The sequence below is a fragment of the Neptunomonas qingdaonensis genome, assembly GCF_900113275.1.
GTDB classification, from domain to species: Bacteria; Pseudomonadota; Gammaproteobacteria; order Pseudomonadales; family Balneatricaceae; genus Neptunomonas; species Neptunomonas qingdaonensis.
On record NZ_FOOU01000023.1, the window covers coordinates 15,696 to 36,568 of the forward strand.

A 20,873-nucleotide genomic window follows, 5' to 3' on the forward strand; every position below is an offset into this window, starting at 1 on the left:
TAATCCTCAATCATCAACGGGTTACAGAGAACCGTACTTTTTACGTAAACGCTGGCGTACTAATTCAGCCAATGTATTAACGACAAATGTGAACATAAACAGAACAAAGGCTGCCAGGAAAAGGATACGGTAGTGGGTACTTCCCACTTCGGACTCCGGCATTTCCACCGCAATGTTTGCAGCTAAGGTGCGCATGCCTTCAAAGATATTCATATCCATGATAGGAGTATTACCTGTCGCCATGAGCACGATCATGGTTTCACCTACGGCACGGCCCATACCAATCATCAACGCAGAAAATATCCCCGGGCTGGCGGTGGGTAGCACTACACGTGTGAGGGTTTGCCAGGGCGTAGCACCTAGCGCCAGAGAGCCGTAACTGAGGTGTTTAGGCACAGCAAAAATCGCATCTTCTGTAATAGAAAATATCGTAGGGATAACCGCAAAACCCATCGCAATACCCACCACCAGCGCATTACGTTGGTCGAAAGGAATATCAAGTTCGTTGCTCATCCACAGACGCATATCACCGCCAAACAGCAGACTCTCAATGCCATCCGAGACAAATAAGCTGAACAGCGTTGCCAAAATCACCACGGGAACCAGAAGCAAGGCATCCCAGCCTTCAGGTATCAAAAAGCGGATTCTATCCGGCACTTGCGCCCAGAGAAAGCCAAATGTAACAATCGCAATCGGAACAACCAGCAGAATGACGAAGATCCCTGCCAGTTTGTCTTCCATAAAAGGAGCAAGCCACAACCCAGCCAGAAAGCCGAGAATAACCGTCGGTAGCGCCTCCATTAGCTCTATGAAAGGCTTCACCTTACGGCGCAGCGCCGGCACCATGAAATAAGCCGTATAGATAGCACCACAGATAGCTAAGGGTGTACCGAGTAACATGGCATAGAAAGCTGCTTTGAGCGTACCAAAAGCGAGTGGAACCAGGCTGTATTTAGGCTCAAAGTCATTATTTGCGGCAGAAGACTGCCAGATATACTCAGGCTTTTCATAACCTTCATACCAGACTTTATCCCATAGTGCCGACCACGACACATCCGGGTGTTCGTTATGAATGGCCCACAGCGAAAGCTGGCCATTTTTTTCAACCAGCATGGCATTTGAGCGTGGTGCATAGGATAGTCGGTCAGCCATTCCGTCAACGATGGTTTCGGTAAGTGCATTTCGTTGGGCGGTGGTATTGAACAGGCGCAATGTGCCTTGCGTATCCAGCGAAGCAAAGCCCTTACGACGATGTTCGATAGAGAGATTAACAATAGGGTGCGTGCCGCCGGTAAATTCCCGGATCTTAGTCAGCTTCCAATCGGTGGCTTCGTCACGGACAAGGAACCATTGAGAGATCTTACCCAGGTCGTCAGCGATGAGTACGGCATTGCCGCCTAACAGCATCTGAAAGTCTGTGATGCTTCCCTTGGTTGCTTCGATCACCTGTGTGGTTTGCGCGCCATCTTCCGCTTTCAGATCCACAACAGCGAGCTTGCTCTTATCGGCTATCATTAACCAGCGACGGTCAGGCAATAATAATAGTTTGTGTGCTTTGATGTTGAAGTTAGGCAGTGCTTCTGACTCGGAGGATATATCAACCTCGCCTGTCATGATGTTTTCTTCAACTGAAATCTTAACTTGGGTCAGGCCGGTTTCATCACCGCCAATGAGATTCCAGTTCTCTTCGCCATGAGAAATGCCTAATAATTTAAGCGGCTTATCACCGATATGAATAGGCTCTTTACCGAGGGGGTAGACGAGTGAGGGAGTAATCACGCGATTACCATCAGGGTAGGAAGAGGAATAGTCATGCTGAATAACCAGTGCATCACCATTACTGAAACCAATGGCAAACTGACGCAAAGGATCAGAGATTGTCGATAAGGTTGTAATGCTTACATTGGCTGGTACATTGATCTGTTCTGCTTTAATCACACTACCATTAAGGGTGTTGAAAAAGACGACTTCTCCCTGATCTGATACGCGAACGCCTATTTCGGCTTGTTCTTCCATCGACAGGTACAGCGTTTTCCCCGTGCCGGGAACCGCATAGTTTTCAACTGCCTGATCATTTTTCTGCCATGGTTCCACATGGGCAGACTGGAAAAGTGGCATTACTTCATAGAGTAAGTAGAAAAAAATCAACACAATCGCAACAATGACGCTAATACCGCCAAAGGCAATTCCACCGCTAGCCAGCTTGTCCTTCAGCGCACGAAATTTGCGCATCCGCAGTTGGGCCGGTGTGTTGAAATCTATTTGAGGAGCAGATGTGTTTTCAATACTCATGGGGAATTTAGTCCTGATGGATCCATGATAACAGTGGCAACAGGATAGGTAATAAATGTGACATTTATGTTACAGATCGGCATAAACTGAAAAAGGGAGTGCCTGTCGACACTCCCTGATATGGCTGATCTAGCCGTCTGTAGTATTTGTTTCGCTATTTCGTGCAGCTGAGCTCGTTCTTACAGGCCCAGATCGGCCATCTGCTTCTCAACGACTTTAGCCGGTAGTGGGATATAGCCATCTTTTACAACGACCTCCTGACCTACCTTAGCCAGTACCATTTTCAGGAACTCGGCTTCCATCGGAGGAAGAGCTGCGCCGGGCTTTTTGTTAACATAAACATATAAGAAGCGAGACAAGGGGTAAGCGCCGTTGACGGCATTTTCCGGCGTCGCTTCTACAAACGCATCACCTTCTTTCTTAGCCAGTGGCAGAGCGCGAACGGAAGATGTTTTGTAACCGATACCCGAGTAACCGAGACTGTTTAACGACGTTGAAACCGACTGTACAACAGAAGCAGAACCCGGCTGTTCGTTTACGTTGTTTTTGAAATCGCCTTTACACAGTGCTTTGCTTTTAAAGTAACCATAAGTACCGGATACTGAGTTACGGCCGAATAGCTGTACACTCTTATCCGCCAAAGCACCCTCAACTCCGACCTGGCCCCAGGTCGATACATCTTCAGCAGCGCCGCATTTTCGGGTAGATGAGAAGATAGCGTCCACCTGCTGAATAGACAGGCCTTTAATCGGGTTATCTTTGTGCACAAAAACAGCTAATGCATCGATGGCTACAGCCACCGGTGTTGGTTTATAACCATATTTTTTCTCGAATGATTCAATCTCTTTATCTTTCATTTTACGTGACATAGGCCCCATGTTAGCGGTGCCTTCAGTCAGAGCAGGAGGAGCAGTAGATGATCCCGCTGCCTGAATTTGCACATTGACGTTTGGATAAACACGCTTGAACTCTTCAGCCCACAATGTCATCAGGTTGGCGAGTGTGTCAGAACCAACGCTAGACAGGTTACCCGATACGCCAGCAGCTTTAGTATAAGTTGGCAGATTCGCGTCCAGTAAATCTGCAGCGTTTGCCGTCAGGCATGTTGCAGTCATTGCAACAGCCGCGAATAACTTCTTCATGGGTTTCATTATCAGCTCCAGAGAGATTATGTATTGGTTAAGTCAGATAGCCGTAATATAAGCAGAGTTTGTGACAATAATGTGACATCGCTAGCCAGCGTGTTAAAAAGCAGGCTAAAGTAAGGTGTGCATCGCAGGAAGATTCGCAGTTTAGCTGTCTGTTTTTATACTCACTGGTGAGTTTCAGGTGATCTTTGTGTGACTTTGGTCTAATGTTTCAGATAAACTCCAAGACCATTCAAAATAACAAATAAACAATCAAGAAAAATAATGAATACAAATAATTCAGATTTATCGCCGTGTGGCGAACTCACGCTTAAACTGCCAGCCAATCATGCTGCCACGAATGTTTTTGGAGATGTTTACGGTGGCTGGGTATCGTCTCAGGCGGTATTGGCTGCTGAGATGCGTGCTGGTGGTGAAACCGCAGGTCGTGTCGCGACAGTGTCGATTGGTGGTATGGAGTTTATGTCACCCGTCCTGGTGGGGACGATTTTGAGTTTCTATACAGATGTGGTTGAAGCAGGCAACAGTTCTATCCGCATGAAGGTGGAGGTTTGGGGTCGTTGCCCGGATGGCCGCGCTATGCGTAAGGTGACAGAAACCGAATGTGTCCAGGTTGCCATTAATGATAACGGTCATATTCGCTCTTATGATTGAATGTTATCGACGCCAGACCAATAGTTGATTATTTGCCGGCATTTGAAAGTCGTCAACTAACGACAGACCTTGCTCACGTGCGAGGGTATCAACGGCTTCAAAATCGCGGATACCACTGGCAGGATCTCGGGCTTTCAACCACTGGTTGAACTGAGCATTGCTCGGGGAAGTGTAGGCGTTTTGATAGCGAAACGGGCCATAAACGAATAGGTATCCGTGTTTTTGTAACACTGAGCCTGCGCCTTTAAAAAAACTTTCGACCTCATTCCAGCTCATTATGTGCAGTGTATTGGCAGTGAAAACACCATCATAGCGAGTGTTTGGCCAGGTCTGTCGTACATCAAGTTCTATCGGTGGTAATACACCACTGGATGCATATTGTTCGATATTAATCGCTAAAGCATCAAGGTATTGATCCTGATCTGATGGCTGCCATTGTAGATGGTGATGATGAGCACTCAAAAAAAGAGCATGCTGCCCAGAGCCGCTACCGACTTCCAGAATGCTTTTCTGGCTGGCCAGGTAAGCAGATAAGCTATCTGAAATAGGCTGTTTGTTGCGTTCACACGCTTCACTGTAATTGAGCATAGAGACCGTTTTTTATATTGTTATAGTGAATATAATGGCACGTTAATTATTAAGACAAGGGAAAAAGAGAACAGTTTCGATAGTGCTAGTTTATGGGAGGTTTGTGAGCGATTTATAGAAAGCGTTTATCTCCAGCATATCTTTGTCATAGTCACCGCTGGTTGTCATGAACTTTCCAATACCGCCGCATTTGTTTTTATAGTCTATAAATGCCAATGCAATAGGGACGTGCGCGCCATGAGCAATGTGATAGAAACCGCTTTTCCACTGTTTAACCCGCGCCCGGGTTCCTTCTGGCGCGATCATGATTCTCAGTTCCGGAAACTCTTTGAATTTAGCGATACTGGCCTCCACCATATTATTGGTATGTGAACGGTCCACTGGAATACCACCCATCCAGCGCATTAAGCCGCTAAACGGGAATTTGAAAATGCTTTGCTTGCCGACCCAGTGCAACTGAGTATCAAGAGAGAAAGCAATCATCAAGCTGAGTGGCATATCCCAATTGCTAGTATGAGGCGCGCCAATCAACACACACTGTTTGATATCCTCAGGCATACTGCCGACGACTCTCCAGCCCAGGAGTTTAAGCATTATCCGTGAAAAACCGCGCAGTAAAGGGCGGATAATCGGTGTGGTAAACATGGTAGTACGCATAGGCTTTTGCTGCATGGCAGGAGGAGTCCTGTATAAAGGTAGCATTTCTTATTATGGATTAAGGAGAAGTATAGCGGGATAGCTGAATAGGTGAGAACATTTACCGAATCATACTTTATGCCGAAGCTGTATTTTGCAAAGACGAGTAAAATTGAAACTAAAAAAATGACACATATATTATCTTTCATCAGAACATATTGGGTGGTGATTTCACTGCTTATCCTGAGCGTAATTACGTTGCTGTCTTTATGGCCTGCTGATCAATTACCCAAGGTGCCGGGTACGGATAAAACCCATCATTTCATCGCCTATGCTGCGCTGATGTTCCCTGTGGCATTGCGACAGCATAAATATTGGCTCGTTATTGGCTTGGTCTTCATAGGCTGGAGCGGTGCTATCGAGCTAATTCAGCCGTATGTTAACCGCTATGGCGAGTGGCTGGATATGCTGGCCAATAGTGGCGGGATTTTGTGTGGGGCTCTATTGGCATATCTGGTCAGATTGCTGTTAAAACCTCTCGGGAAACTTGCGGAGTAATTTCCTCTTTCGAGGGTCAAGGTCTTTGCTTCGCCAAAGGCCGCTTTCTATTCCAAAGAATATCCAAAGGCGACCCCGCTGCGGGGTCTGCTTCGCAGACTTCCCTGCGTTTCTCGCCTGACAATAGCAATGCGTGTTCCCAATGGTTAGCTCGATACTGAAACGGGAGCCTAAACAGGCTCCAGTTTTGCAAATCCCAATACCAGCCACTTCATGCCTACATTCTCGAAATTGACCTGTACACGGGCTTTAGGGCCGCTGCCTTCGCAGTTCAGGACGGTGCCTTCCCCGAAGCTTTGATGGCGTACTTGTTGGCCGATATGTAGCTTAGGTGTGTCATCATCCAGTTGGACGGAGTTCGGGCTAAATAAGCTGTTGGATGATGCGTTGTAATTATTATTAGAGGTCATCGGGCGGCTGATGCTGGCATTCAGGCGCACCTCCTCGATCAGGTCGGATGGAATCTCCTGAATAAAGCGAGAAGGGCGGTTAAAGGTTTCCTGGCCATGCATACGCCGTGATTCAGCGTAAGTAAGAAATAGCCTTTGCATGGCGCGTGTAATACCGACGTAACAGAGGCGTCGCTCTTCTTCCATGCGTCCCGGTTCTTCAGCCGACATCTTATGAGGAAACAGGCCCTCTTCCATGCCACCCAGGAAAACCAGCGGGAACTCCAGCCCTTTGGCGGAGTGTAGCGTCATTAGCTGAACGCTGTCCTGATGGTCAGCGGCCTGCGCATCGCCGGCATCGAGTGCGGCCTGATCGAGAAAAGCCGACAGCTCATTGACGTTTTCTTCTTCCGGGCTGGCGACCCATTGACCGCTGAACTGTTTGGCGGCGTTAATCAACTCTTCAAGGTTTTCTAAGCGGGACTGCGCTTTCTCACCTTTCTCTTTTTTGTGGTGATCGATCAATCCGCTGAGTTGTATGGCGTGGTCGGTTTGTTCGTGTAGTTCTGTCCCCGTGCTATCCGTTTCGATCTGGTTGATCAGGTCGAGAAAGAGCTGTAGAGCGGTCAGAGCACGATTAGGTAATTTCTTATATTCGACGACTTCATTGGCGGCACGCCACATCGAGATGTTTTCGTTTCTCGCCTGTTCTCGAATGACGTCGATGGTGCGAGTGCCGATGCCACGTGTAGGCACGTTGATGATACGCTCCATGGCGGTGTCGTCTTCTCGATTTGAAACTAAACGCAGATAAGCCAGCGCGTTTTTGATTTCCAATCGATCATAGAAGCGGTGGCCGCCATAAATTTTGTAGGGGATACCACTGCGAATCAGGGCTTCCTCAAGTACCCGTGATTGGGCGTTAGATCGATACAGGATGGCTGATTCAGCACGCATATTACCCTGATCGATCCATTTCTGAATTTGCCCGACAATAAAACGGGCTTCGTCCTGTTCGTTGAAGGCGGCATATAAGCTGATATTTTCGCCTTCTTTGCCTTCACTCCAGAGCTCTTTGCCTAAACGTCCACGGTTGTTTTGGATAACGGCGTTAGCGGCTTTAAGTATGGTTTGTGTCGAGCGATAGTTTTGCTCTAGTCGAATAGTATCGGCACCGGGAAAATGCTCAGGCAGGTTCTGGATATTCTCGATGCGCGCACCACGCCAGCCGTAAATCGACTGGTCATCATCACCAACGGCCATCAGTTTACGATCATTACCGCACAGCAGGCGTAACCAGGCATATTGAATCGCATTGGTGTCCTGAAACTCATCGACCAGCAGGTAGCGAAAACGCTCCTGATAGTGGCGCAGTAGCGTTGGATTTTTGTCGCGTAGCAGTTCAAGGCAACGTAATAGCAGCTCACCGAAATCGATCATGCCGCCGCGGTCGCAGGCTTCTTCATATGCTTCATACAGGCGGATCATGGTGGCATCGTGCGGGTCGCCGGTTCGCTCAAGGTGTCGGCTGCGTAAGCCTTCATCTTTCTGGGCGTTGATATACCACTGAAACTGACGCGCAGGCCAGCGGGTATCATCCAGGTTCATCTCTTTGCAGAGGCGCTTGATCAGGCGCAGTTGATCTTCACTGTCCATGATCTGAAAATTTTCGTTTAAACCGGCATCCCGCCAGTGTGCGCGCAGCAGCCGGTGAGCGAGGCCGTGGAAAGTTCCTACCCACATGCCGTTTGGATTAACCCCCAGCAGTGTTTCAATACGGCCACGCATTTCACGCGCCGCCTTATTAGTAAAGGTCACTGCCATGATGGAGTAAGGGGACATCCCCTCTGTTTGTACCAGCCAGGCGATACGGTGCACCAGTACACGAGTTTTACCTGAGCCCGCGCCGGCCAGAATCAGTAAGTTTTGTACGGGTGCCGTCACTGCATTTCGCTGTGCGTCGTTTAAACCATCAATTATTGCTGTTACATCCATCAGTACAGGTGCTTTCTCAATGTCGTTCAGTGAAGCGAAACTGCCCTGTGTTTAGCCGGGCAGACTCGAAGGGGTAGCGATACGTTGCAGGAGTATGCGCTTGAGCTCATCGGGGTCTTTTATCACCATATCGCCACTTTGGCGCCCGGCTTGTTCGATACCGCATGCCGGAATTAGTCGTGACAGCCAGAAGCGCATGGCGGCGGTACGCGTTAGCTGGGGCCAGGCTTTATATTCATCTGGCGTAAACGGCCTTTCTGCATGATATGCTTTTAGCAGTGCTTGTTCGCGCGCTTGGTCCACGGTGCCGTCGGGCAGGGTGCACCAGTCATTTGCGACAATGGCCAGATCAAATAATAGAAAGGCGGTTGCGGCATTATAAACGTCTAGAATGGCGGAAACCTGGTTGCCATCAAACAGCGCATTGTCGTGGAACATATCGCCATGAATCGTTCCCATGGGAAGCCCCCAGGGCTGCTCACGTAATTCATCAAATAAACGCACTTCCTGAGCGAGCAATTCTCCATCTTCTTTACTCAGGTGGCGCTGAATATTCTGGCTCTCGCGTCGCCACCAGAATACACCACGGTGGGCTTGTCGGCGAAGATAGAAGCTTTCTGAGGCCAGATGAAATTTGGCTAAATGCGTGCCGATGGAAGCGCAATGCTCGGCGCTGAGGTCGGTTTGTGCGACATGATGACCGGTAAACCTGGGTTGTAATAATGCCGGTCGATTATGCAGTTTTTTCAGTGCTATGCCGTTACGGTCTTTATATGGGAAAGGAACCGGAATCTGTCGTTCTGCCAGCCAAGTGGTCAGTTCCACAAAAAAAGGCATATCGTCCATGCCAAACTCTTCAAAGACTGTCAGCACATAGTCCGTATGCTGATTGTTTTGTTCGAGCGTGACAAAGTAATTGGTATTCTCAATACCGCCTTCAATACCTTTGTACGACACCAACTGGCCCAGATCAAACTGAGCCAGCAAGTTAGTCATGTCATCTTGCGAAAGTTGTGTATATACGGCCACGTGATTACCAGCGAAAAATAACCCATTTAGGGATCAGGAGTGTTGATGTTTCAATACGAACCATAGGTCCATGCCCCTCTGAAGGGACAAGATAGTAGGGTTTACCAACAGAAGGCACAACTTTGATTTCTTGTAGCTCCCCATTGATACGGTATTCATAATAAGTGGTATCATCCTGATGGTGAATACTAATGTCTGGTTGGCCCTCTTCAGGGTCGCCGGGTAGTCCTGCGGCAAAAGCGGTAACTGACATCAATAGCGTCAGTATTATCAGTAAATGTTTATTCATTCTTCCATACCCATTGGTTTGGTCGTGCCATTTTTACTATGATTGTGATCCCGGACACCTGCTCTGTAAAGTATCCCGGGTAACTAACTGACGGATTGATAATGATTCAGCAAGCATCTCCCCTTATTTTAGTCGACGGTTCCTCTTATTTATACCGTGCATTTTTCGCCTCACAACAGGCAGATTTAAGAACCAGTGATGGCGTGCCAAGTGGCGCTGTTCGTGTGGTCACGTCGATGTTACGTAGCTTGATTAATCAATATCCTGAAAGCCGTATCGCCGTTATTTTTGATGCTAAGGGCAAGACTTTCCGCGATGAGATATTTGCTGAATATAAATCGCATCGCCCACCCATGCCAGACGATCTTCGGTTACAAATTGAGCCTATACATAACATTATTCGTGCGATGGGCCTGCCATTGATTGTCGAGGATGGGGTAGAAGCCGATGATGTTATAGGCACGATGGCGCTACAAGCGACGCAACAGGGCTGTGATATTCTGATCTCGACCGGCGATAAGGATATGGCTCAGTTGGTGAATCAGCACGTTACGCTGATTAACACCATGACCAATACGATACTGGATGCGGAGGGTGTTAAGGAGAAGTACGGTATCCATCCTCACCTGATTATCGATTTTCTCGCATTGATGGGTGATAAAAGCGACAACATTCCGGGTGTTCCTGGTGTTGGAGAGAAAACGGCACTCGCCTTGCTGCAGGGCATTGGGGGGATCTCTGAGCTTTATGAGCGTTTGGATGATATCGCTGCATTGGGGTTTCGTGGATCTAAAACCATGGCAAAAAAACTGCAGGATAATCGACAAGCTGCCGAGTTATCCTACTTATTAGCAACGATTAAGACAGATGTGCCCCTTGATTTCGAACTTTCGGATATTAAGCATCCAAAGCAGGACAAAGAAAAACTGCTGGAACTGTTTTCGACATATGAGTTTCGTAGTTGGGTCAAAGAATTGGAAGAAGGCATTGACGCGGTAGCAGAAGAGAAAGCAGCGGTAGCCGCGATGCCGGATGTACCGCAGAGTGTAAACTATCAGGTGATTACCGAGCAGGCCGAATTAGATCGCTGGCTTGATAAGCTCAAAGCCGCTGATCTTTTTGCTTTTGATACAGAAACAGACCGGCTGGATTATATGGAAGCTGAGCTGGTGGGTGTTTCTTTTGCCGTGCAGGCAGGAGAGGCCGCGTACGTGCCCTTAGCACATGATTATGTGGGGGCACCGGTTCAGCTGGATCGTAACGCAGTACTGGCGCAACTAAAGCCATTACTGGAAAGTGAAACACATCAAAAAGTAGGCCAGCACATTAAGTTCGATATGAATGTGCTGGCCCGTTATAACATCGAATTAAAAGGCGTTGCGTTTGATACGATGCTTGAGTCCTATGTGTTGAACTCAGTGGCTACCCGGCATGATATGGACAGTCTTGCGCAAAAATATCTGGGTGTTAAAACCGTTACCTTCGAAGAGATTGCCGGCAAGGGCAAAAAACAACTGACGTTTAATCAGGTCGATCTCGAGCAAGCGGGGCCTTACGCTGCGGAAGATGCTGATATCACGTTACGTTTACATCAGGCCTTGAATGCCAGGTTATCCACAGAATCATCGCTCACCAGTGTGCTTGAACAGATCGAGATACCGTTAATTCCAGTGCTATCAAAAATTGAACGTCATGGCGCTATGGTTGATGCCAGTTTATTGGGTAAGCAGAGCATTGAGATTGAGCAGCGTCTCGCAGAACTTGAGCGTGAAGTGCATGAGTTAGCCGGTGAGGTATTCAATCTGGCGTCGCCTAAGCAACTGCAGGTGATCTTGTTTGAGAAAATGCAGTTACCGGTGCGTAAAAAGACACCCAAAGGTGTGCCGTCGACAGCAGAAGAGGTTCTTCAGGAGCTGGCGTTGGAATATCCACTGCCTAAGTTACTGCTGGAACATCGCAGCCTGAGCAAGCTGAAGTCGACCTATACCGACAAATTACCACTGATGATTAACAAGCGTACCGGGCGTATTCATACCTCGTACCATCAGGCAATTACCGCCACAGGACGTCTCTCCTCTACGGATCCGAATTTACAAAATATACCGGTAAGAACCGCAGAAGGACGACGTATTCGTCATGCTTTTGTCGCGCCTGAGGGCTATCAGCTGGTAGCCGCCGATTATTCCCAAATCGAATTACGTATCATGGCGCATCTTTCTGGGGATAAGGGCTTATTAAAGGCGTTTGCATTGGGAGAAGATATCCACAAAGCAACAGCGGCCGAAGTATTCAATACAGAATTGAGTCAGGTGACGGCAGATCAGCGTCGTAGTGCCAAAGCGATCAACTTCGGCTTAATCTATGGTATGTCTGCGTTTGGTTTGGCTAAGCAGTTGGGCATCGGCAGAAACGAAGCTAAGCAGTACATCGAGCATTATTTTGCTACCTACCCTGGTGTGCAGAATTATATGGAAGATATCCGCGAGAAAGCCAAATCGCAGGGGTATGTTGAAACGGTATATGGACGCCGTTTATACCTGCCAGCCATAAATGCCAGTAATGCAATCCAGCGTCAGGCAGCAGAACGCACAGCAATCAATGCACCTATGCAGGGAACTGCAGCAGATATTATTAAGCGTGCAATGATCAAGGTTGATCAATGGCTACCCGGGAGTGCTTTTGATGCTTGTATGATTATGCAGGTGCATGATGAATTAGTCTTTGAGGTGCGTACCGAGCAGGTAGAAGAATTTAAGGTACGGATATCAGAGCAGATGCAGTTTGCCGCCGAGCTGGATGTGCCTTTAATTGTGGAGGCTGGAAGCGGCGAAAACTGGGAGCAGGCGCATTAAGTTTGAAAAAAAGTACTTTTTTTGAACAATCGGGGGAACTTTAATGAAAATTAAGTGGTCACTATAATACACATCATAAAAGTTCCCCTTTTTTAGTACTGTGTACGTGCAAGTACTCTAGTACAGATGTGTGGGTTTATAGCAGACATTAGCCTCAGACAAAGCCCTCCCCCTTCAGGGCTTTGCCTGGGGTTTTATTTTTACGGTATGCTTAGCTGCACAGGCTTAGCTTTCTTCTGATTCTTCTTCGTATTTATCACACCCTTGGGATAACCATTCATCTAAACGTGCGCTCAGCGTGTCGATACCGGTTCGCTTTAACGCTGAAAAAGACTGAATAGTTACTTTATCGCCCAACAGAGCAGTTAACTCTTTACGCAGCGAAAGCACCGTTGATTGAGCCGGGCCTCTTTTGAGTTTGTCTGCTTTTGTCAGTAACACATGCAAAGGCACATGTGTTGACTGGCACCATTCGACCATCATCAGGTCGAACTCTTTCATTGGGTGGCGAATATCCATGACAAGAACCACCCCTTTAAGACTGGCGCGCTGCTGTAAATACTGGTCAAGATGCTTTTGCCAGTGTTCTTTCATGGCGATAGGTACTTTGGCATAACCATAGCCTGGTAGATCGACCAGCCGAAGTCCTTCAATATTAAGATCAAAAAAGTTGATCAGTTGCGTTCTTCCCGGTGTTTTTGACGTCCGGGCAAGCTTACTGTTATTCGTCAGTGCATTAATAGCACTTGACTTTCCCGCATTGGAACGTCCCGCAAACGCAACTTCTGCTCCGCTATCATCCGGGCACTGGCTCAATTTATCGGCACTGATCAAAAAACGAGCAGCGTTATAATGGATAGGATTCACGTTAGCTGTCATAGACTTTAGGTTACCTAAAGGGATTGGTTCTATATTAACCGTTCCAGTTTGTGTGGATATTAAGTTATAATGCCGCCAAATTTTACCCTTGAACAGAGTCTAGCTCTAGTAGCAGGGCATAATAAAGATTTCCGGTTTGTCTTGGGATTAGTGACTAATTTCAGGATAAGCATCCATTTTTCTGAATGACAAGAGTCTGAGTTCATTATGAATAAACTACTGATCGGCTTACTGTTAACCTTAGGTATCACTGGTGTAGCAAATGCAGCAGGTGATGCGGCAGCGGGGCAGGGAAAAACAGCAGTCTGTGCCGCATGTCACAGTGCAGATGGTAACAGCGCAATTGCAAACTTCCCGAAACTAGCAGGTCAGAATGCAACCTACCTAGTTAAACAGATGAAAGATATTAAATCAGGCGCGCGTCCTGTCGTAGAGATGACTGGCTTGTTGGACAACCTGAGCGATCAGGATTTGGAAGATATTGCGGCGTACTTTTCCGGTAAAGCTATTCAGGGCGGTAAGGTTGCTCAAGATCAGCTAGAACTGGGTCAGCAGATTTATCGTGCTGGTTTAGCTAAGAAAGGTATTCCGGCATGTACGGCTTGTCATGCGGCCAATGGTAAAGGTATGGCTGCTGCAGGCTTCCCTGCTTTGTCTGGTCAGCATGCTGCCTATGCTGAAAAACAGCTGAAAGATTTCCGGGTTGCTGCACGTAATAACGATCCGCAGGCGATGATGCGTGATATCGCGGCTAAACTTAGCGATGTTGAGATCAAAGCGGTTTCCAGCTACGTACAAGGCTTGTATTAATATCCGAGCGTTGTTGGTAATTAAGGCAGCTTAGGCTGCCTTTTTTATTCTCTGGAATAGATGAACCCTTTGGTTTGTTCATGGTCTGATTGAAAAATCTGAAAATTAATTGGAGAGCGGGTATGTGGAAGGCGTTATTGTCTGTTTTGTTAGTTTTAGGTCTGAGCACAACGGCTTCGGCAGCAGAAGATTACGAAGCGGGAAGGCATTTTGTCGAGTTGCCTTTTGCTGTTAAGACTGTCGACCCTGCAAAAATTGAAGTGACGGAGCTATTTGGTTACCCATGTCCACATTGTAATAGTTTCGAACCGATGCTGGCTGCATGGCATAAGCAGCAGTCTGATCAGGTTGATTTTCAGCGTATACCCGTAGTTTTTGGTCGTAGCTGGGAGCCGCTGGCGCGTGCTTATTACACGGCTGAGCTGTTAAATAGTGTAGAAAAAACGCATCAGCCTATGTTTGATGCCATTCATCTACAGAAAAAACGTTTCAGAAATATGGATGACCTTGCTGACTATTATGCCGAGATGGGCGTGGATCGTGCACTATTTGAAAAAACCTACGGATCGTTTGCGGTGAATACGAAAATGAACCAGGGTGAATCAAAAGTTCGTGGTTATCAGGTAGACGGTGTGCCATCGCTGGTGGTTAATGGCAAGTATCGGGTGACGGCGGCGATGGCTGGTGGGCAAAAGCAGATGTTGGATGTAGTTAACTACTTAGTCGCTAAAGAGCAAGCAGCGCTAGAGAAATAAGTGTACTGGAGTTGCTAAAAAGCCGCCCGAATGAGGCGGCTTTTTCATAGATGCATGCTGGGCAAGGTGAACTCTTTGGACTAAGATTAATTTGTAAATCGTTAATAGATGGAAATATGTAGTGAGCAAGGATTCAATCGACTGGAAAAAGAAATATAAAGACGCGGCGCTGGAAATTGATATTCTGGAAAAGAGTCAGAATAATGATCAGCTTCGCTTGGCTGTTTCTCATTTGACACTCGGTCTTCAGGGGCAGTCGTCTGATCTGGATCATGAGTTAACCTTGCTTCGCAGCACGTTAAATAGTCTTAGTTCACCTCCGCCATCCCGGGGTGTTGTTACTAATTTAGGCAAGCATATTCGTAAACTGGACCAGTCCAGAGAGAAGATCACTAAGGCTATTACAAAAATTGTTCTTGAGTGGATTTCTCAGCTAAAAAATCATGTTTCGGCGACCTCTTCAGAGCTTGAGTCTCTGCTTGAACTGGAGCGCGTAGTTGCTGAATCCGTTGAGTCTAACTATAAATTCCCTTCGTTACTGCAACGCCTAGTATCGTTGCAAGCCGCAGTGTTGGCTTCAGAAAAGGCTGAATTGAGTACCGTTAAAAGCCAAACGTCTTTTGATATAGACCTGTCACTCATTGGTACTGAGCTCATACAGTTGATTCATTCGTTAAATTTGACACGCGAGGGCCGACAAGAAGCCAATGCGCTGGTTGGTCGTATTGAACAAGGGTTGGTGTTAGAGGCCCTGTCAGAAGTTTTAGCAAATGTAGTGGTATTGGCGCAACTGGCTGCAGCGAGCAGTAATGAAGATTTTGAAAACTACCTGATTACGCTTAATACCCAGTTGGTCGAAGTGCAGGGTTTTTTGCACGAGAGCCATAGCGAGCAAATGGTTTCAGGTAAAGCGCACAGGCAGTTAGATGAGCGCGTCAGACATGATGTAACGACCATCAGTAAAGCCGTGAAAGATTCCCGCGACCTGGGTGAGTTGAAAATGTCAGTTTCTTCTCAGCTTGCCGGCATTGTTCAGGTAATGGATGATTTCAAGCGTGGAGAGGAGGAGCGGGATGGGAAGCTTCAAGAGCGTTATGATGCCCTTATGCGGCATGTTGCTGAGATGGAAGAGGAAACAGGACGTGTCAAAGCTCATATGGAAGAAGAACGTTTAAAAGCGAGAACAGATGCATTGACCGGATTGCCTAATCGGGCCGCATATGATGATCATTTGGAAAAAGAGTTTGAGCGCTGGGCGCGTTATCAGCAGGGCTTCTCGGTTGCTGTAGGTGATTTGGATTTCTTTAAACGAATCAATGATACCTATGGGCATTTGGCTGGAGATAAAGTTTTACGCCTGATTTCCCGCGTACTGACCAAAAATTTAAGAGGCTCTGATTTTGTTGCGCGTTTTGGTGGTGAAGAGTTCGTTATTCTTATGCCCTCAACGCAAGCCGAAGAAGGCGCCAAAGCGATTGAAAAATTGCGCGAGTCTATTAGCAAAAGTCCTTTTAACTTTCATGGTCAGCCAGTGACGATAACTATGTCTTTTGGTGTGACCGAGACGCGGGAATCGGACACCAAAGATGGCCTTTTTGCTCGGGCTGATGCTGCCCTTTATAAAGCGAAACAAGAAGGCAGAAATCGAGTTTGTATCGGCTAAGGCTTTACCTATCGAGCAGGAACGGGCACACTTGAGCCGCTGATTTACCTCTGTATTTATAGGATTTTTCTCCGGTGCGACGTCTCTCCCGAAGTTTGAAAATAGCTCATACTATTATTCGTTTTCGTCTTGATACTTTCTTTGACGATCTATCATTGCCGTGGTATCTGAGAATACTCCTTTATTTAATGCCGTGGCGGTACTTTATCAAAGCGACACAGCCAAGAGGCGCGCGTCTGCGTATGGCGTTAGAGTCACTAGGCCCTGTGTTTATCAAGTTCGGTCAGATGCTATCAACACGCAGAGACCTGTTGCCGGATGACATTGCTAATGAATTGAAGCGATTGCAGGATGACGTGCCACCTTTTTCAGGGGCTCAGGCGCAACAGATTATTGAAAAGTCGCTCGGCAAGCCGGTTTCTGAATTATTCGCTGCTTTCAATGTTACGCCTCTCGCATCTGCCTCGGTCGCACAGGTTCATGAAGCGACGTTAGTGGACGGTCGCGAAGCGGTTGTTAAGGTTATTCGTCCCGGGATAGTCAAAACCATCAAAAAAGATGTGGCGCTTTTGTATACCTTGGCACATATAGTTCATGCTGCCTGGCAGGAAGGGCGCAGGCTCCGGCCGGTAGAAGTTGTCGCAGAGTATGAGCAAACTTTATTTGATGAATTAGATTTAAGAAAAGAGGCGGCTAACGGCTCACAACTGAAGCGTAATTTTGAAGATTCAGACATTCTCTATGTGCCAGAAATATACTGGGATCTGACACGTCAGAATGTTTTAGTCATGGAGCGCATCTATGGCATACCCGTCGCCGAGGTGGATGAGCTTCGGGCGCAGGGAACCGATATGAAAATGCTGGCTGAGCGCGGCGTGGAGGTGTTTTTTACGCAGGTGTTCAGAGATAGCTTTTTTCATGCAGATATGCACCCTGGAAATATCTTCGTTTCCCGTGATAACCCCGTTATGCCGCAATATATTGCAGTAGATTTCGGTATTATTGGTTCGCTTACCGCAGAAGATCAGAGTTATTTAGCGCGTAATTTCCTGGCCTTTTTTACCCGGGACTATCGACAGGTAGCGCAGCTGCACATTGATTCTGGCTGGGTGCCAGCCGAAACCAATGTGACGGCGTTCGAAACGGCTATTCGTAGTGTATGTGAGCCGATCTTTAATAAACCGTTGAAAGATATTTCTTTTGGGCAGGTACTGTTAGGGTTGTTTCAGACAGCACGTCGTTTCAATATGGAAGTGCAGCCGCAATTAGTATTACTGCAAAAAACCCTTCTGAATATCGAAGGACTGGGAAGGCAATTGTATCCTGAGCTGGATTTGTGGCAGACCGGTAAGCCTTTCCTTGAATCATGGATGAAGGATCGGGTCGGTCCTAAAGCTGCGTATCGAACACTCAAGCAGCAAGTGCCTGATTGGTTAGATAAAATGCCGCTTATCCCGCAGTTGGCATTTGATACCCTTCAACAGATTAAGAATCAGCCATCCCAAAGCCGTTTAGCGTTGTCTGCGCAGATCAAACAGGATGAGGCACGGCGAAGCAAACTGAGTCGAAAAAGGCTGATTGGGGTGGCTTGTATTATTGCTGCTTTATGGTTTGGTCATGAACCAAGCCGTGAATGGATGGAGCAGCTCAGTTTGGTCGGTTGGTTTATTGGCGGCTTGGGTGTTTATCTCTTTATCAATTAAGCAGTAATAGACCAGGATCAATATACAAGGTATCTGGGATGGAGCTTCACAGGATGATCCGGTATGCTTCATCTCCTTTGAAAGCGAACAGTTGTAATAGTGATGACAGATAGCTGGTTAGAACGTATAAAGTGGGATGAAAAAGGATTAATACCCGCCATTGCCCAGGATTATAAGACGGGGCGGATTTTGATGGTAGCCTGGATGAATCAGGAATCTTTACGCCTGACGGTGGAAGAGCAGCGAGCTGTATACTGGTCACGTTCGCGTCAGAAACTGTGGCGTAAAGGTGAAGAGTCCGGACATGTGCAGACCCTGCACGAAGTGCGGTTAGACTGTGATAATGATGTACTTGTGCTGCAAGTTGAGCAAAAAGGCGGTATTGCTTGTCATACAGGAAGAGAGAGTTGTTTCTTTAGTGTATTACGTGATGGTAAATGGGTAGCTGAAGATCCTGTCTTGAAAAATCCTGATGATATATATAAAGGGTAAATGTCTGATGAGTGAAGTGTTAACACAGTTAGGCAAGATTCTTGAAGAGCGAAAGAGTGCAGCCTCGGATACATCTTATGTGGCTAGTTTGCATGCAAAAGGTCTTAATAAAATTTTAGAAAAAGTTGGCGAAGAGGCAGTAGAAACTATCATCGCCGCTAAAGATGCCAAACTTTCAGGTGATACGAGTGATCTGATATATGAAACTGCTGACTTGTGGTTCCATAGCTTAGTTATGCTGTCTCATTTGGGTGAGCCCCCGCAGGCTGTTTTGAACGAGCTGGCGCGACGTTTTGATATGTCCGGTTTGGTTGAAAAAGAGTCGCGGAACAAGTCATAAAATTGTAATTAATGTGTGTGATGCATCGCCAGTCAGCGCGATAGTTATCGAGGAGAATTGATATGGGTTTTGGTGGAATCAGTATTTGGCAGCTAGTCATCGTGCTTGGTATTATTATTTTGCTGTTCGGCACTAAAAAACTTCGCAATATCGGTGGGGATTTGGGTAGTGCTGTAAAAGGGTTCAAGAAGGCGATTAAAGAAGAGCCGGAAGATGCAAAAAAAATTGAACAGCAAGAGAAAGATGCCGCTTTCGAAGAAGAAGCTAAGCCTGCAGCCAAGCAGGAACACTCGACTGATCAAAAATAATCTGGATCTGTTGAATGTTTGATATCGGCTTTGCTGAAATATTATTAATCGGCGTGGTTGCGCTGATCGTGCTCGGGCCTGAAAAATTGCCTACGGCTGTGCGTGCTGTGGGCTTGTGGATAGGTCGTGCTAAAAGAGCTGTCTCCAGTATCCAGAGTGAAATATCAGAAGAACTGCGTCTTGATGAGATGCGACGCACAGCATCAATTAAAAAAGAAGAGCTTGATAAAGAGCTGAGTGAGATGAAGCAGCCATTTAAGCAGGCTTTTAGTGAAGACTCGCCAATGGCTCAGTCTGTTGAGTCTCCCGTTACTGAACCCATCGATACTTCCGATAAGGCAAGTAGCGGTAAAATTGAAAAACCAGCAAATGAGTAAGCAGCCAAGCGGGACTCCAGAGCAAGAGCAGACTTTAGTTTCGCATCTAGTAGAGTTGCGTCAGCGCATGATGCGCATACTGCTGATTGTGTTAGCTGTATTTCTTTGTTTATTTTATTTTGCAAATGATCTGTATGAATACCTTTCGGCACCATTGACAGCTTTGTTGCCGGCGGGAACCAGTATGATTGCAACGGATGTCACTTCACCTTTTTTTGCTCCGTTCAAATTAACATTAGTACTCGCCATCTTTATCGGTATCCCGTTTATCCTCCATCAGATATGGGGCTTTATAGCGCCTGGTTTGTATAACCATGAGAAGCGTTTGGCAACGCCGCTGCTGATATCCAGTGTATTTCTCTTCTATGCCGGTGTTGCGTTTGCTTATTATGTGGTGTTTCCATTGATATTTGGCTTCTTTACCAGTGTGGGGCCAGAAAATGTAGCTGTTATGACAGATATCAGTAGCTATCTGAATTTTGTATTAAAGCTGTTTTTCGCTTTTGGTATTGTGTTCGAGATTCCTATAGCCACATTGCTGCTGATTTGGTCTGGAGCAACAACGGCGAAAGATCTGACAGATAAGCGTGCTTATGTGCTCGTATGTTGCTTTGTCGTTGGGATGCTGCTTACGCCGCCAGATGTTATCTCTCAAAGTTTGTTGGCAATACCTATGTGGTTGCTATTTGAGTTAGGTATTCTTCTTTCAAAAGTCTTCGTTAAAGAAAATGAGGAAGAAGATATTGATGAAGAGCTGGATGCTGCAATAGAAGATGATGAGGTAAATAGTCAAAAATCTTAAGTGCTTTTCTCGATAATAAGTCACAACAAAGGCGCCTGCGTGGCGCCTTTGTTGTTTTTAGTGTGTTTTTGCAATAATTATCACTTTTTTAAGGCATGCCTGTTGACTCCTTTTGGGGAGTCTGTAGAATGCGCACCTCTTCCCAAGGAGGCTGCCAAATAGGTAGCTGAAATGAGAAGATGCTAGTCAGTAAGATATTGATATTTAACATTTTTTCAGGGTTTTGTGATTGGTGGTTGGAGTCAGGTTTTGCAGCCGGAAGATTTCGAAAAAGTTGCAAAATAAAGATTGACTTCAACGCGGCGTTCGGTAGA

General features: G+C 46.7%; 21 protein-coding genes. 12 read left to right on the plus strand and 9 right to left on the minus strand.

What is annotated here, in order from left to right; translation table 11 throughout:
* Positions 1-21 precede the first annotated feature (21 nt).
* The gene (locus BM099_RS19660) at positions 22-2,292 is read right to left on the minus strand and encodes an ABC transporter permease subunit (RefSeq protein ID WP_090730910.1); all 2,271 of its coding nucleotides are present in this window, start codon (positions 2,290-2,292) and stop codon (positions 22-24) included.
* Positions 2,293-2,471: 179 nt separating this feature from the next.
* Entirely contained in the window at positions 2,472-3,443 is a 972-nt protein-coding gene (locus tag BM099_RS19665) for a PstS family phosphate ABC transporter substrate-binding protein (RefSeq protein WP_090730912.1), read from the minus strand.
* Between the two features lie 261 nt (positions 3,444-3,704).
* Here BM099_RS19665 and BM099_RS19670 point away from each other — a divergent pair, with 261 nt between their 5' ends.
* Positions 3,705-4,094: an acyl-CoA thioesterase gene (locus tag BM099_RS19670; RefSeq protein WP_090730914.1), complete on the plus strand. Its 390-nt coding sequence runs from the start codon at positions 3,705-3,707 to the stop codon at positions 4,092-4,094.
* Between the two features lie 3 nt (positions 4,095-4,097).
* Here BM099_RS19670 and BM099_RS19675 read toward each other — a convergent pair whose 3' ends face one another.
* Positions 4,098-4,682: a DUF938 domain-containing protein gene (locus tag BM099_RS19675; protein WP_090730916.1), complete on the minus strand. Its 585-nt coding sequence runs from the start codon at positions 4,680-4,682 to the stop codon at positions 4,098-4,100.
* Between the two features lie 90 nt (positions 4,683-4,772).
* Positions 4,773-5,354: a lysophospholipid acyltransferase family protein gene (locus BM099_RS19680; RefSeq protein ID WP_198064235.1), complete on the minus strand. Its 582-nt coding sequence runs from the start codon at positions 5,352-5,354 to the stop codon at positions 4,773-4,775.
* A 150-nt stretch (positions 5,355-5,504) separates the two neighbouring features.
* Between BM099_RS19680 and BM099_RS19685 the strand changes: the two genes are divergently transcribed.
* On the plus strand, positions 5,505-5,876 hold the full coding sequence (locus BM099_RS19685) for a VanZ family protein (RefSeq protein ID WP_198064234.1): 372 nt from the start codon (positions 5,505-5,507) through the stop codon (positions 5,874-5,876).
* 170 nt (positions 5,877-6,046) lie between these two features.
* On the opposite strand, the gene uvrD is transcribed toward BM099_RS19685, so the two are convergent.
* From uvrD to BM099_RS19700, 3 genes are read right to left on the minus strand one after another with little or no spacing between them, the layout of a single operon-like run.
* Entirely contained in the window at positions 6,047-8,260 is a 2,214-nt protein-coding gene (uvrD, locus tag BM099_RS19690) for a DNA helicase II (protein ID WP_090730920.1), read from the minus strand.
* Positions 8,261-8,311: 51 nt separating this feature from the next.
* On the minus strand, positions 8,312-9,289 hold the full coding sequence (locus BM099_RS19695; RefSeq protein ID WP_090730922.1) for a homoserine kinase: 978 nt from the start codon (positions 9,287-9,289) through the stop codon (positions 8,312-8,314).
* Between the two features lie 4 nt (positions 9,290-9,293).
* On the minus strand, positions 9,294-9,578 hold the full coding sequence (locus BM099_RS19700) for a DUF2782 domain-containing protein (RefSeq protein ID WP_090730924.1): 285 nt from the start codon (positions 9,576-9,578) through the stop codon (positions 9,294-9,296).
* Between the two features lie 101 nt (positions 9,579-9,679).
* On the opposite strand from BM099_RS19700, the gene polA reads away from it, so the two are divergent.
* Positions 9,680-12,430 (plus strand): DNA polymerase I, encoded by a 2,751-nt coding sequence (gene polA, locus BM099_RS19705; RefSeq protein ID WP_090730927.1) that lies wholly within the window; start codon positions 9,680-9,682, stop codon positions 12,428-12,430.
* Between the two features lie 225 nt (positions 12,431-12,655).
* Here the strand turns inward: polA and yihA are convergent, their stop codons facing one another.
* The gene (gene yihA / locus BM099_RS19710; RefSeq protein ID WP_090730929.1) at positions 12,656-13,309 is read right to left on the minus strand and encodes a ribosome biogenesis GTP-binding protein YihA/YsxC; all 654 of its coding nucleotides are present in this window, start codon (positions 13,307-13,309) and stop codon (positions 12,656-12,658) included.
* Between the two features lie 207 nt (positions 13,310-13,516).
* On the opposite strand from yihA, the gene BM099_RS19715 reads away from it, so the two are divergent.
* From BM099_RS19715 to tatC, 9 genes are all read left to right on the plus strand, one after another.
* Positions 13,517-14,119 (plus strand): c-type cytochrome, encoded by a 603-nt coding sequence (locus BM099_RS19715; protein WP_090730931.1) that lies wholly within the window; start codon positions 13,517-13,519, stop codon positions 14,117-14,119.
* Between the two features lie 122 nt (positions 14,120-14,241).
* Positions 14,242-14,874: a thiol:disulfide interchange protein DsbA/DsbL gene (locus tag BM099_RS19720; protein ID WP_090730933.1), complete on the plus strand. Its 633-nt coding sequence runs from the start codon at positions 14,242-14,244 to the stop codon at positions 14,872-14,874.
* A 121-nt stretch (positions 14,875-14,995) separates the two neighbouring features.
* Positions 14,996-16,537 carry a GGDEF domain-containing protein gene (locus tag BM099_RS19725; RefSeq protein ID WP_090730935.1) on the plus strand — a complete coding sequence of 514 codons (1,542 nt, stop codon included), beginning with the start codon at positions 14,996-14,998 and terminating at the stop codon, positions 16,535-16,537.
* A gap of 74 nt (positions 16,538-16,611) precedes the next feature.
* Entirely contained in the window at positions 16,612-18,240 is a 1,629-nt protein-coding gene (ubiB, locus tag BM099_RS19730) for a ubiquinone biosynthesis regulatory protein kinase UbiB (protein WP_090730937.1), read from the plus strand.
* 102 nt (positions 18,241-18,342) lie between these two features.
* On the plus strand, positions 18,343-18,732 hold the full coding sequence (gene hisI, locus BM099_RS19735) for a phosphoribosyl-AMP cyclohydrolase (protein WP_090730939.1): 390 nt from the start codon (positions 18,343-18,345) through the stop codon (positions 18,730-18,732).
* Between the two features lie 7 nt (positions 18,733-18,739).
* Positions 18,740-19,072 carry a phosphoribosyl-ATP diphosphatase gene (locus BM099_RS19740; protein WP_090730941.1) on the plus strand — a complete coding sequence of 111 codons (333 nt, stop codon included), beginning with the start codon at positions 18,740-18,742 and terminating at the stop codon, positions 19,070-19,072.
* A 62-nt stretch (positions 19,073-19,134) separates the two neighbouring features.
* The gene (tatA, locus tag BM099_RS19745) at positions 19,135-19,380 is read left to right on the plus strand and encodes a Sec-independent protein translocase subunit TatA (RefSeq protein WP_090730943.1); all 246 of its coding nucleotides are present in this window, start codon (positions 19,135-19,137) and stop codon (positions 19,378-19,380) included.
* 14 nt (positions 19,381-19,394) lie between these two features.
* Positions 19,395-19,757 carry a Sec-independent protein translocase protein TatB gene (gene tatB / locus BM099_RS19750; RefSeq protein ID WP_090730945.1) on the plus strand — a complete coding sequence of 121 codons (363 nt, stop codon included), beginning with the start codon at positions 19,395-19,397 and terminating at the stop codon, positions 19,755-19,757.
* Positions 19,750-20,559 (plus strand): twin-arginine translocase subunit TatC, encoded by an 810-nt coding sequence (gene tatC, locus BM099_RS19755; protein ID WP_090730947.1) that lies wholly within the window; start codon positions 19,750-19,752, stop codon positions 20,557-20,559. The genes tatB and tatC overlap by 8 nt, the downstream gene beginning before the upstream one ends.
* A gap of 88 nt (positions 20,560-20,647) precedes the next feature.
* Here tatC and BM099_RS20595 read toward each other — a convergent pair.
* Positions 20,648-20,873: hypothetical protein (locus BM099_RS20595; RefSeq protein ID WP_218150155.1), on the minus strand; the 226-nt coding region annotated here is incomplete at its 5' end.